Annotated in this window: 12 protein-coding genes; 1 reads left to right on the top strand and 11 read right to left on the bottom strand. The window is 59.6% G+C overall.

Annotation, left to right across the window (positions count from 1 at the left end; all coding sequences use genetic code 11):
* Positions 1-7: 7 nt before the first annotated feature.
* From B1781_RS10735 to cysM, 4 genes are read right to left on the bottom strand one after another with little or no spacing between them, the layout of a single operon-like run.
* Complete coding sequence (locus B1781_RS10735) at positions 8-475, bottom strand: CYTH domain-containing protein (protein ID WP_078119666.1); 468 nt, start codon at positions 473-475, stop codon at positions 8-10.
* A gap of 2 nt (positions 476-477) precedes the next feature.
* Complete coding sequence (gene rlmD, locus B1781_RS10730; RefSeq protein ID WP_078119665.1) at positions 478-1,809, bottom strand: 23S rRNA (uracil(1939)-C(5))-methyltransferase RlmD; 1,332 nt, start codon at positions 1,807-1,809, stop codon at positions 478-480.
* The gene (locus tag B1781_RS10725; RefSeq protein WP_078119664.1) at positions 1,810-2,544 is read right to left on the bottom strand and encodes a hypothetical protein; all 735 of its coding nucleotides are present in this window, start codon (positions 2,542-2,544) and stop codon (positions 1,810-1,812) included.
* A 2-nt stretch (positions 2,545-2,546) separates the two neighbouring features.
* Positions 2,547-3,440 carry a cysteine synthase CysM gene (cysM, locus tag B1781_RS10720; protein ID WP_078119663.1) on the bottom strand — a complete coding sequence of 298 codons (894 nt, stop codon included), beginning with the start codon at positions 3,438-3,440 and terminating at the stop codon, positions 2,547-2,549.
* 93 nt (positions 3,441-3,533) lie between these two features.
* Between cysM and B1781_RS10715 the strand changes: the two genes are divergently transcribed.
* The gene (locus B1781_RS10715; RefSeq protein ID WP_164513336.1) at positions 3,534-5,945 is read left to right on the top strand and encodes a response regulator; all 2,412 of its coding nucleotides are present in this window, start codon (positions 3,534-3,536) and stop codon (positions 5,943-5,945) included.
* Positions 5,946-5,952: 7 nt separating this feature from the next.
* On the opposite strand, the gene pdxJ is transcribed toward B1781_RS10715, so the two are convergent.
* The 7 genes from pdxJ to lepA all read right to left on the bottom strand — a co-directional run bounded on the left by pdxJ (position 5,953) and on the right by lepA (position 12,122).
* On the bottom strand, positions 5,953-6,690 hold the full coding sequence (gene pdxJ / locus B1781_RS10710; RefSeq protein ID WP_078119661.1) for a pyridoxine 5'-phosphate synthase: 738 nt from the start codon (positions 6,688-6,690) through the stop codon (positions 5,953-5,955).
* Between the two features lie 38 nt (positions 6,691-6,728).
* Positions 6,729-7,406: a DNA repair protein RecO gene (recO, locus tag B1781_RS10705; RefSeq protein WP_164513335.1), complete on the bottom strand. Its 678-nt coding sequence runs from the start codon at positions 7,404-7,406 to the stop codon at positions 6,729-6,731.
* 4 nt (positions 7,407-7,410) lie between these two features.
* Complete coding sequence (era, locus tag B1781_RS10700) at positions 7,411-8,301, bottom strand: GTPase Era (protein ID WP_078119659.1); 891 nt, start codon at positions 8,299-8,301, stop codon at positions 7,411-7,413.
* Positions 8,298-8,966 carry a ribonuclease III gene (gene rnc / locus B1781_RS10695; RefSeq protein WP_078119658.1) on the bottom strand — a complete coding sequence of 223 codons (669 nt, stop codon included), beginning with the start codon at positions 8,964-8,966 and terminating at the stop codon, positions 8,298-8,300. The genes era and rnc overlap by 4 nt, the downstream gene beginning before the upstream one ends.
* Complete coding sequence (locus B1781_RS10690; RefSeq protein WP_078119657.1) at positions 8,963-9,346, bottom strand: DUF4845 domain-containing protein; 384 nt, start codon at positions 9,344-9,346, stop codon at positions 8,963-8,965. Before B1781_RS10690 ends, rnc begins: the two co-directional genes overlap by 4 nt.
* 73 nt (positions 9,347-9,419) lie before the next feature.
* Positions 9,420-10,208 carry a signal peptidase I gene (lepB, locus tag B1781_RS10685; RefSeq protein WP_334223984.1) on the bottom strand — a complete coding sequence of 263 codons (789 nt, stop codon included), beginning with the start codon at positions 10,206-10,208 and terminating at the stop codon, positions 9,420-9,422.
* Between the two features lie 108 nt (positions 10,209-10,316).
* A complete protein-coding gene (gene lepA, locus B1781_RS10680; protein WP_078119655.1) occupies positions 10,317-12,122 on the bottom strand; it encodes a translation elongation factor 4 in 1,806 nt (601 codons plus the stop codon).
* Between the last annotated feature and the right edge of the window lie 46 nt (positions 12,123-12,168).

The raw sequence follows: 12,168 nt of genomic DNA, 5'->3' as shown, positions 1-12,168 counted from the left end.
GTCCGTCTCACCATGTGGTGTACGGACGCGCGCTGAGGCTGCTGTTGAAATAGCGTTGATCGGTCGACACTTCCTCGCCGAGCCAGTCCGGCCGCTCGAAGGCTTCATCCGCATCGTCGAGTTCGATTTCGGCGACGATCAGGCCCGCATTCTCACCGTGAAACTCGTCGATCTCCCACAGGTGCCGGCCTATGGACACATGGTGCCGTGTCTTGTCGATCAAAGGTCGCAAGGCAACCCGGTCAAGGATCTCCTGCGCGTCGTCGAGTGGAATCTCGTATTCGTATTCCAGGCGGTGGATGCCGTCGACCGTTTGTTTGATGTTGAGTTCGGCCTTGTCGCCTTTGATCCGTACGCGGATCGCAGACTGTTCGCCGCGCGCGAGGTAACCCTGGATCAAGCGTGTACTTTCGCCGACCTGTGCGCGCCACGCATCCGATTTGATCAGGAACTTGCGTTCAATCTCCTGTCCCACAGTTACCCCTTCTCAAACAAGGCGATCGATTCGACGTGCGCCGTGTGCGGAAACATATCCATGACACCGGCACTGACGAGACGGTAACCATACTTGCCCACCAACTCACCCGCATCGCGCGCCAAGGTGCCCGGATAACAGGACACGTACACAATGCGCTGCACGCCCATAACCGAGAGATACGGTAGCACCTGCAGTGCACCGCTGCGCGGCGGATCCAGCAGCACCTTGTTGAAACGCTGTTTCATCCACGGTTCGGCCTGCAGTTCGCCGTATAGGTCTGCCGTGTAGAAGGTGGCGTTGTGCAATCCATTACGTTCGGCGTTGGCCCGCGCGCGCTCCACCAAACCCGCATCGCCTTCGACGCCGACCACCGCGTTCGCGCTACGCGCGATCGGCAGCGTGAAATTGCCGATACCGCAGAATAAGTCCAGCACCTGGTCATCCGGCTGCGGATCCAGTAGATCCAAGGCGCGCGCCACCATCTTGCGGTTGATCTCGGTATTGACCTGGGTGAAGTCGCCGGGAAGGAATGACAGCGTGACATCGTAATCGGGCAAGGCGTAACGCAGGTCGACCTCAGCCGACAGCGGCACCACTGAATCCGGCCCACCCGGCTGCAGATAGAACACCACGTCGTTGGTCTGCTGAAAGCGGTTCAACGCCTGCTCGTCTTCGCCGCTGAGCGGTTCCAGAAGCCGCAGGATCAACACGCAACGATCGTCATCCATGGCCATTTCAATCTGCGGCACACGGTTGTTGATACTCAGTGATTCGATCAGTGCACTCAGCGCCGGCAGCAGCGTGCCGACGCGCGGATGCAACACCTCGCAGCGCGCCAGATCGGCAACATAGCTGGAGCCTCGCTCGCGAAAGCCGACCAGCACTTTTTCCTTGCGCGTGACGTTCTTGACGCCGAGCCGCGCCTTGCGCCGATACCCCCATGGCTCGTCGTTGACCAGTGGCGGCAGAATGCTGTCGGGCGCGACGCGGCCGATCTGTCGAAAGTTATCCAGCAATACACCTTGTTTGGCTGACACCTGGGCCGCCGAATCAAGATGCTGCAGACTGCATCCACCGCACACGCCGTAGTGTGCACAGCGCGGCTCGACCCGATCCGGCGATGCGCTGATGACCGAGACGACCTGGCCTTCGTCATGGTTGCGCCGCCGCTGCAGATAACGGAACTTGACCTGCTCTCCGGGCAGTGCGCCGTGGATGAACGTGGCCTTGCCGTCGACCCTGGCTACCCCGCGGCCGTCGTGACCCACGCTATCGATGACTGCATCGAACTCGCCTTCCGGCGGCCGTGCTCGTCTGCGCCTTCCACCCATTCAGGCCTCGCCCCAGGCAGCCAGAAACTCCGCCATATGTGTCTGCTCGCTCTTTGCCAGGGCGTCGCGCAACTTGACGATCACCCGGGCGCTGTCGTGCCGACTCATATCACCGGTTACCGTGAACAGCCGCAATGCCAGCAGATAGGTGTTGAGCGCGACGATGTCGCTGTGGGCCTGTACGTTGTCGTAGTTACCCTTCATCCAGCCGGCAATCACGCTGTCTTCATCATGGCTGAGCAGACCCGGAAAACCGAGCTTGCGCGACGTCTCATCGAGCGCCGGCAGATCAGTGGTGGTCGGCGACAACCAGCGCTGGATATCGAGATGAATGTCGGTGCCTTCGCGCAATGCCTGCCAGTAGGCGGGAAAGCTGAGCGTATGTTTGAGCGTGCGGAAATGGATCAACGGAATGGTGAGCCTGCTGCCGTCCCACGAAACCACCCGACCGTCGCGCAGCGTTGCCTTGTAGAACGCCTGCAGCATGTCCTCTTCGCTGTTCTGCCCGGCGTGCATCGATGTCAGATGCACGTTGTCGACCGAGTGCTGGATCAGGGTCATGCCGGCGATCGCGCGTTGATCCCAGCGCAGGTCCTCGTTCGAACCCGTCTGTTGCTTGCGGCGGTGAAACAGGACCTTGGATACCGACTTGTCGTCGAGGTCGTGCAGATTGAAAAGATCGCGCGTGGTTGCGGTATCCGGAACCGACGAGATGGCGAGCACCGAGAAACGCATGACTATTCCGAGGGAAAGATGCCGGTCGACAGATAGCGGTCACCCCGATCACAGACGATCGCGACGATCACCGCGTTCTCGACCTCTTCCGACAGACGCAGCGCGGCAGCCACGGCACCGCCGGACGATACGCCGCAAAAGATACCCTCTTCGGCCGCAAGTCGCCGCGTGGTCTCCTCGGCCTCTGGCTGGGATACGTCCATCTCGCGATCAACCAGCGAGGCATCAAAGATATCGGGGATGTATTCCACCGGCCAGCGACGGATACCCGGAATCGAGGCCCCTTCGGCCGGCTGCACACCGATAATCTGCGGACGTGGCGTCTGTTCCCGAAGGTAACGCGCGGTGCCGGTAATGGTCCCGGTGGTGCCCATGGCGCTGACGAAATGGGTCACCGTCCCGCCGGTATCCCGCCAGATCTCCGGACCGGTGGTTTCGTAGTGCGCCAGCGGATTGTCCGGATTGGCGAACTGGTTCAGCACCTTGCCTTTTCCCTCGCGTTCCATCTGCAGCGCGAGGTCGCGCGCCCCTTCCATGCCTTGCTCACGCGTCACCAGGATCAGCTCGGCGCCGTAAGCGCGCATCGAGGCCCGCCTTTCCACGCTGAGATTCTCCGGCATGATAAGGATCATGCGATAGCCGCGAATCGCGCAGACCATTGCCAGCGCGATGCCGGTGTTACCGCTGGTCGCCTCGATCAGCGTGTCACCCGGTTTGATGTCGCCACGTTCCTCGGCGTGCTTGATCATCGACAGGGCCGGACGATCTTTGACCGATCCCGCCGGGTTGTCGCCTTCCAATTTGACCAGCAAGGTATTGCTGGTATCGCCGGGTAGCCGTTGCAACCGCACCAGGGGCGTATTGCCGACACAGGATTCAATCGTGGGGTACTTCATCGGCTCAGTTTAAACAATCGATTACGCCAAAACGAGGTAGTATCTGCCAAACTTGTGCGTTTGAGGCCAGATTCGATTCGCCGGGGCTCCGATTTGCTGAAAATTCCAAAAGTCTTCCGCTCGGACAGCATCTATTATCGCACCTATTTCATTACCCTGGCGCCGTCGCTGGCCGCGCTGGGCGGTTTCGGCGTCTATGCCTGGCTCGGCGCCGACCAGCCCAATCTCGCGGTCGCCGGCCTGTTGGTCGTCCTCGGCGGACTCGCCGTCAGCCTGATCGTTGCCGCCGATCGCCTGCGCCACATGCTGCGCCCGATCGCGGTCGTCATCCGCGCCATGCAGCGGGTACGTGCAGGCGAACTCAACGTACAGATCCCCAACGCTGCCCGCGGTGAGATGGGTGAACTCGAGGCAGGCTTCAACGCCATGGCCCAGGAGATCGCCGCCGGCCAGGAACTGCTCCAGGAACGCATCGAGCAGGCCACGCGCGAGGCCCAGGAGAGCATGGAGGTGATCGAGATCCGCAACGCCGAGCTCGATCTGGCGCGCCGCCGGGCGATCGAGGCAAGCCGTGCCAAATCCGAGTTCCTGGCCAATATGAGTCACGAGATCCGCACGCCGATGAACGGCATCATCGGCTTCACCCGCCTGCTGGCCAAGACGGAGATGAACGACAAGCAGCGCGATTTCGTGCTGACCATTCAGAAATCCGCCAGCTCGTTGCTGCGTATCGTCGACGATATCCTGGATTTCTCCCAGCTCGAGTCGGGCAAACTTGTGCTCAGCCACGAGCCGTTCAGTCTGCGCGAATGCGTCGAGAGCGCCGTGACCCTGTGGGCGCCGCAGGCGCATGCCAAGCACCTGGAACTGGTGTCCATGGTTTACAACGATGTGCCCGACCACCTGGTCGGCGATGAGACCCGCATCATCCAGATCATCAACAACCTGGTCAGCAATGCCGTCAAGTACACCGACCGTGGCGAGATCGTCGTGCGGGTGATGCTCGACGAGGAGGAGGCGCACAAGATCGGGGTCACGTTCGCTGTCAGCGACACCGGCATCGGCATACCCCTCGGCGAGCAGCAACGCCTGTTTCTGGCGTTCGACCAGGGTAGCTCGACTACCAACCGGCTGTTCGGCGGCACCGGGCTGGGGCTGAGCATCTGTCATTCGCTGGCCGAAGCGATGGACGGCCATGTCAACGTCACCAGCCGACTCGGTGAGGGCTCAGTGTTTCGGGTAACCATCAAGCTCGACCTCGACCCTGATGCACCACCGGTTCGTCACTCGCCGCCCCTGAACCGTCGCGGTCTGTTGATCGAAAAACACGATCTGTCGCGCATCGCTTTGCGCAACTCGCTCAACGACATGGGACTTGCAGTCGACGACTACCCGCAATATTCGGTAATACCCACCCTCGAGCTCGATCGCTACGCCCTGGTCGCACTCGGCTGCAACGATGACGAAGACAATATCCGCGAGTGCCTCGAGCAGATTCGAGGGCTGAGCGGCGAGCAGGCGTTGCCGGTCATCGCCCTGGTATCGAGTTCGGATGAAGAGGTGCTGAACCGGTTCGTTGCCGCGGGCGCCCGCTTCTGTTTGAGTAAGCCACCGCAACTGCATCACTTGCAGGAGAGCCTCCGCGGTTGTCTGCGGGCCGGCAAAGTGGCGCCGCAGAATGTATCCGCAAATCACACCCAACCATCGGACAACGCGCCCGTCGACCACCAGCATGTGCTGCAGGGAAAGCTGTGCCTGGCCGCCGATGACCACCCGATCAACCTGCAACTGATCGTTCACCTGCTGACCGATATGGGTGCCGAAGTACTCAAGGCGACCGACGGCGACGAAGCGGTGGAACTGGCCCGGCAACATCCGATCGATATGGCATTTCTCGACGTTCACATGCCGCGCATGAACGGTCTGGAGGCGGCACGCCGCATCCAATCGCTCTACCCGGGCAAACCGGTACCGATCATCGCGCTCACCGCGGATGTCGCGGAACGCAATCAGCGCGAGATCGCGCGCGCCGGCATCCAGCGTTTTCTGATCAAGCCGGTCAGCGATGAAGACCTGCGCAAGACCGTTGTCGAATTGGTCGACGGCAGCAGCGGACAGGCCGGCTTCATCAATGCCAGCGCGCAGACCCTGCCCGAGAACGATTGGCCGGTGCGCGACCAAGCGCAGGCGCTGCGGATTGCGGGTGGCTCGGAAAGCATTGCGCGCAAGCTGTTCGAAGAGCTGCGTCGTGAACTGCCGACAACCATCGATGCGCTGCGTCAGAACCTCACCGAAAAGAACTGGTCGGAGCTTTGGCAGTTATCGCACCGCTTGCACGGCGCCTCGGCAGTCTGTGGCGTGCCGGCGTTGTACCACGCCTTGGGAGAGCTGCAGCCGGCGATTACGCTGGAAGACGATTCTGCCGTCAGCATGCTGCTTGAACGCGTGATCCACGAAGCCCAACGTATTATCGAACTCGAGTCCTACGAAGCCGACAACCCTTGATTTGGGATCAGCCCTCAGGCGGTTGCAACAGGGCTTTCATATCCGCGACCGCGGCATGCAGGCCACTGAAAACCGCACGACTGACGATCGCGTGACCGATATTGAATTCCAGGATGCCATCGATGGCGGCGACGTCCTTGATGTTGTGATAGTCGAGCCCGTGTCCGGCGTTGACCTGCAGACCCAGTTGCAGACCCTGCGAGACGGCATTCGCGATGCGCGCCAGATTGTCGTGCCGCGCGACCGAATTGGCGGCCTCCGCGTAGTGGCCGGTATGGATCTCGACAACCGGCGCACCGATCTCAGTCGCTGCTTCGAGCTGGCGCGAATCGGCATCGATGAACAATGAGACACGCACGCCGGCATCGGCAAGCGCGGCACAATAGTCTTTAAGATACGACACGCTCGACGCAGCATCGAGACCGCCTTCTGTGGTCAACTCTTCGCGGCGTTCCGGTACCAGGCAGCAGTCCGCGGGCCGCACGCGTTTGGCGATCTCCAACATCTCTGACGTCGCGGCCATCTCCAGGTTCATACGCGTCTGCAAAATGTCGGCGAGCATGTCGACGTCGCGATCCTGGATATGGCGGCGGTCTTCGCGCAGGTGCAAGGTAATCGAATCGGCACCTGCCTGTTCGGCGACCAATGCCGCCTGGACCGGTTCCGGATAGCGTGTGCCGCGAGCCTGTCGCAAGGTGGCCACGTGATCGATGTTCACGCCCAGCAGTCTTTCGTATCGTTTCATCTGAAGTTCATTGGTTCAAACGGCGTACGTGCCTGATATCAACGGAACAGTTCCCGACTGCGCAATGGTCGCCCATCGAGATGATGATGCAGCACGCGCCGCATCAGCTGACGCGACTCACGCAGGCCGGAATCATCAAACACAAGATCGTCGCGCAGCGCCAACAGTGTCGCGCCCGACACTGCGTTATCACCGGTAGAAACCGGAGCCGCTCCATGATGGATATCGTAAGTGTAACGTCGGTCCGAAACAATCGATTGACCATTGACGTCTCTGTCGAGTATCAGGCCCAGCCCCAGGTGGCGCAACAGGCGCACCTCGAAGCGTCGCAATGTCGGTTCGATTGCCGCGTCCTTGTGCAACGATCCCAGCGCCGCGGCGTAGTCATCGAACAGGCCGTCACAGGGATCTTGTCGGGCAGTGAGCTTCAACAGCAGCTCGTTGAGATACAGGCCGCAGAACAGCTTACGCCCCTGCAAGGTAAGCGGTGAGTCGCTGGCCTCAACACCGGTCAGCGTCAGCACTTCACCACGACCGCTGACCGCGATGGCGTACGCCTGAAAAGGCTGGACACGTTCGCCCTTGGCTTTCAGCGCCCCTTTGGCAACCGCCGCCAAGCGCCCCTGCTCGCGGCTGTACAGATCGGCAATGAGACTGCTGTCGCCGTAGCGCCGCGTGTGCAACACATAGGCGTTCAGCGCATTCGACGCGGCCACCGCATCAATCCGTGTACCCGAGCTTGACCAGGCTGGCCGCATCGCTCGACCAACTCTTTTTGACCTTGATCCAGACTTCGAGATGTACACGCGTCTGAAAGAACTCATTCATCGCCTTGCGTGCGGCGGTCGCCGTTTCCTTCATCGCCTGCCCACCTTTGCCGAGCAGGATCTTGCGCTGGTTTTCACGTTCCACCCAGATCACCGCGCCGATGTTGTAGCGTCCGTCTTCGCTTTCTTCGAAACGCTCGATCTCGACGGTGACCGCATAGGGAAGCTCGCGGTGATAGCGTCTGATGATCTGTTCGCGCAACAACTCCGCGGCGAAGAACCGTTCGGACCTGTCGGTCAGTTGATCTTCCGGAAAGATCGGTTCGCCTTCCGGCAGTCGCTGAAGGACGGCGTTCGCCAGACTTTCAACATTGTCTCCGTTGCGCGCCGAAACGGGTATCACGTCGACAAAGTCGTAACGCTTCGCCAGGGATTCGATGACCGGCAACAGCTGCTCTTTCGGCGTTACCGTATCGACCTTGTTGATCACGGCCAGGGTCGGCAACTTGGATTGCTTGATCGCATTGAGCACCTGTTCGTCTTCTTCGGTCCAGACCTGAGCCTGTACGACGAACACAATCAAATCCACATCCAGCAGGGCCGTATGCGCCGCCCGGTTGAGGTAGTGGCTCATCGCCTTGCCACCCCGGTCGTGGATCCCGGGCGTATCCACAAAGACAATCTGGCCCTCATCGTCGCTGCGGATGCCGACAATGCGGTGACGCGTCGTTTGCGGCTTGTGCGAGGTAATCGCCAGCTTTTGACCCAGCAGGCGGTTGAGCAAAGTGGATTTGCCCACGTTGGGGCGGCCAACCAACACCGCGTAACCACTGCGGTAGTTCATACGTTCTGTTCCTCAAGACGGCTCAGCATCCGGCGCGCGGCCGCCTGCTCAGCCTTGCGACGGCTGCCGCCCTCTCCGGTGGTTTCGCCACCAAGATCAATAGTACATGTCACGCGAAAGGTCTGGTCATGCTGGTCGCCACTGATGTCCACGACCTCGTAGACAGGTAGCGCTCGCCCAAGCCCTTGCAGGTGCTCTTGAAGACGCGTCTTCGGATCTTTGCGGCGGGTTTCGAGCGTCGGATCGGTCAAGCGCTTGCCCAGCAAGCGCTGAACCAGCAGTCTCGCCGCATCGATGCCCCCGTCGAGATAGACCGCCGCGATGATGGCCTCGACCGCATCGGCCAGAATGGAGTCACGGGTCTGGCCGCCACTACGAAGTTCGCCCGGGCCCAGACGCAGAATCTCGCCGAGTTGCAGTTCACGGGCGATCTCGGCCAGCGTTTCGCGCTTCACCAGGTGCGCACGCATTCTGCTGAGCTGGCCCTCGTCCGCATCCGTCAGGCGACGGTAGAGGCTGTCGGCGACCTCGAAGCCAAGGATCGCGTCACCGAGAAATTCGAGTCTTTCGTTGTTCTGAGCGCCGAGGCTGCGGTGTGACAGCGCACGTTCCAGCAGCCCGACGTCGTTGAATTGATAGTCGATGCGTCTTTGCAATCGCTTCATGGTGGAGGGAACAGCGTGGAATTGGAGAACGTCATGACGATGAAGACGTTTCCTCCCACCGGTTTACGCACCTCGTAGTCGACCGAAAAGCGGGTTCCGAATTTCTCTTTCTTGATCGTGATCGCCTTCGTGTCGAATTCGTAGACGCTGTTGATCTTAAGTCGCTTGATGAAGTTCTTTTTCATCTCGGCCGGCGACATCTGACGAACCTTTATATCGTTGGTCATCGCCGTCAGCACCTGTTGCAATGCGTGGTTTTCCATATAGGTCGGAATCATTTTGATGCCGATCAAAATGAAAAAGACGGCTATCCCGAGTACGACCATCCAGGAAAGCATGGTCATTCCGCGCTGTTTTTTGATCATCGATGTCGATTTCATCGGTTAATTCCTGCAATCAAGGGTACCGAATGTAACGGCAGAACCATTGCCGACCTTGAAAACTTCTTACTTATCAATCGCCAATCGAGCCAATTCGGCCGAAATCCACGAACCCGCTGCGCTTCCAGTCCCAACTCAGCCAGACGAAAAACGCCTTGCCGACCAGGTTTTCCTCCGGCACCAGCCCCCAACACCGCCCGTCGTTACTATCGTCGCGGTTGTCGCCGACCATCAGGTAGTGGCCTTCAGGGATGGTTTTTTCCTGGTGACCCAGGTAGTTGCAGTGCATCGGATCAAAATCCGGCTTCATCGGATTGATCAAGACCGCATGCTCGACATCACCCAGCTGTTCGCTGCCGATATTGGACCCCATCGCGCGCATGCCGGAGCCTTCCGCCTGGTATTGACCGTTCAACTCGATCGGCATCTGCTCGCCGTTGATGAAAAGATGCTTGTCGCGGTATCGCACCGTGTCGCCTGGAAGCCCCACTACCCGCTTGATGTAGTCCAGGCGCGGATTCTGTGGAAAGCGGAACACCACGATATCGCCGCGCTCCGGCTCACCGACCTCAATCAGCTTGGTTTTGGTCACCGGCATGCGAATGCCGTAGGTGAACTTGTTGACCAGAATAAAATCGCCCACAAGAAGGGTCGGCATCATCGAACCCGAGGGGATGCGAAACGGCTCGACCAGGAATGCCCTAAGCAACAGCACGATCAGGAAGATCGGAAAGAACGACCGCGCGTATTCGACGGTCAGCGGCAGTTTGCCTTCGGCCTTGCCTTTGGCAATGCGATGGACCAACCAGACGATACCGGTAATCAACGAGCCGAGCGCCAGCGCGGGCTCGATGCCATACACGAAGACGACCCATACCAGCAGGCCAAAAAATCCGATTACTAAGGTCGCTTGCATGTCATTTCCTGGATGCGGACCCGGTCGGCTACAGAAGACCGGTTTTGAATCCGCTCAATTGTCCTTACCCACTTGCAGCACAGCAAGAAACGCTTCTTGCGGGATCTCGACTTTACCCACCTGTTTCATGCGCTTCTTACCCGCCTTCTGTTTTTCCAACAGCTTGCGCTTACGCGTCACATCGCCACCATAGCACTTGGCGGTGACGTTCTTGCGCAGTGCCTTGACCGTGGAGCGTGCGATGATCTTGCTGCCGATGGCCGCCTGTATGGCGACTTCGAACATCTGTCGCGGGATGATTTCCTTCATCCGTTCAGTCAGTTCGCGGCCGCGCGATTCCGAATTGTCACGATGCACGATCAACGACAGGGCGTCGACACGTTCACCGTTGATCAGGATATCGAGTTTGACCAAGGGCGCCGCCTGGAAACGTTTGAACTCATATTCGAACGAAGCGTATCCGCGGCTCACCGATTTAAGACGATCGAAGAAGTCCAGCACCACCTCGTTCATCGGCAATTCGTAAACCAGTTGTACCTGGCCACCGAGATACTGCAGGTTCTTCTGGATACCGCGTTTTTCCACGCACAGCGTGATTACGTTACCCAGGTGATCCTGCGGCACCAGGATGTGCGCCTCGATGATCGGCTCGCGTACCTCACGCGTCTTGCCGGGATCGGGCAACGCGGCCGGGTTGTCGATCTGAAACACGCTGTTGTCGTTCATCTCGACTTCGTAGATAACCGTCGGCGCCGTCGTGATCAGATCGAGATCGTACTCGCGCTCCAGGCGCTCCTGGACGATCTCCATGTGAAGCATGCCGAGAAAGCCGCAGCGAAATCCGAAGCCGAGGGCCTGCGACGTCTCCGGTTCATAGTGCAAGGCTGCATCATTCAACTTCAGTTTCTGCAGCGCATCGCGGAAAGCGTCATAGTCGTCGGAACTGACAGGATAGAGACCGGCGAAGACCCGCGGTCGCACCTCCCGGAAACCCGGTAGCGGTCCGGTAGCCTTTCGGTTGTCGATGGTCAGCGTATCGCCAACCGGCGCACCGTCGACCTCTTTGATCCCGGCGATGACGAAACCGACCTCGCCGGTGGTCAGCTCTTTCTTGTCGAAACGCTTCGGCGTAAACACCCCGACCTTTTCGACTTGGTAGATTCTGCCGGTCGACATGACCAGCATCTTGTCCTTGGGCCGGATCTCACCGTTGACAACCCGGATCAACGAGATGACACCGACATACGAGTCAAACCAGGAATCGATGATCAAGGCCTGCAACGGCGCCTGTGTGTCACCTTTCGGCGGCGGAATCTGTTCGACCAGTGCTTCGAGCAGCTCGGGGATACCCAAACCGGTTTTTGCACTGACGTGCAGCGCATTGGTCGCTTCGATGCCGATGATCTCTTCGATCTCGTTGACTACGCGCTCAGGTTCGGCCGAAGGCAGATCGATCTTGTTCAGCACGGGCACCACTTCGAGCCCCTGCTCGATCGCGGTATAGCAGTTGGCGACGCTCTGCGCCTCGACACCCTGGGCCGCATCGACCACCAGCAAAGCCCCTTCGCAGGCCGCCAGCGAGCGCGAGACCTCATAGGAGAAATCCACGTGCCCCGGGGTGTCGATGAAATTGAGTTGGTAGGTCTCGCCGTTGTTGGCTTTGTAGTGCAGGGTGACCGATTGCGCCTTGATCGTGATGCCGCGCTCGCGTTCCAGGTCCATGGAATCGAGTACCTGGGCCGCCATCTCGCGCTCGGTCAGACCACCGCAAACCTGGATAAACCGGTCCGCGATCGTCGACTTGCCGTGATCGATATGCGCGATGATCGAAAAGTTTCTGATGTGACTGAGATCGGTCATTCAGGCCCGCCAAGCTCGCCTACTGTCGAAAAGCACTGAGCAAAAA

The organism is Thiosocius teredinicola (assembly GCF_002009425.1).
In the GTDB taxonomy this organism is placed as follows: Bacteria; Pseudomonadota; Gammaproteobacteria; order Chromatiales; family Chromatiaceae; genus Thiosocius; species Thiosocius teredinicola.
Note: the sequence above shows the minus strand (reverse complement) of the source record. Positions and strands in the feature narration are given on the sequence as shown.

Excerpts from the sequence above, each read along its gene's own strand:
- rlmD (WP_078119665.1), bottom strand. The coding sequence starts at position 1,809 with ATGGGTGGAAGGCGCAGACGAGCACGGCCGCCGGAAGGCGAGTTCGAT.
- B1781_RS10725 (WP_078119664.1), bottom strand. The coding sequence starts at position 2,544 with ATGCGTTTCTCGGTGCTCGCCATCTCGTCGGTTCCGGATACCGCAACC.
- cysM (WP_078119663.1), bottom strand. The coding sequence starts at position 3,440 with ATGAAGTACCCCACGATTGAATCCTGTGTCGGCAATACGCCCCTGGTG.
- pdxJ (WP_078119661.1), bottom strand. The coding sequence starts at position 6,690 with ATGAAACGATACGAAAGACTGCTGGGCGTGAACATCGATCACGTGGCC.
- era (WP_078119659.1), bottom strand. The coding sequence starts at position 8,301 with ATGAACTACCGCAGTGGTTACGCGGTGTTGGTTGGCCGCCCCAACGTG.
- rnc (WP_078119658.1), bottom strand. The coding sequence starts at position 8,966 with ATGAAGCGATTGCAAAGACGCATCGACTATCAATTCAACGACGTCGGG.
- B1781_RS10690 (WP_078119657.1), bottom strand. The coding sequence starts at position 9,346 with ATGAAATCGACATCGATGATCAAAAAACAGCGCGGAATGACCATGCTT.
- lepA (WP_078119655.1), bottom strand. The coding sequence starts at position 12,122 with ATGACCGATCTCAGTCACATCAGAAACTTTTCGATCATCGCGCATATC.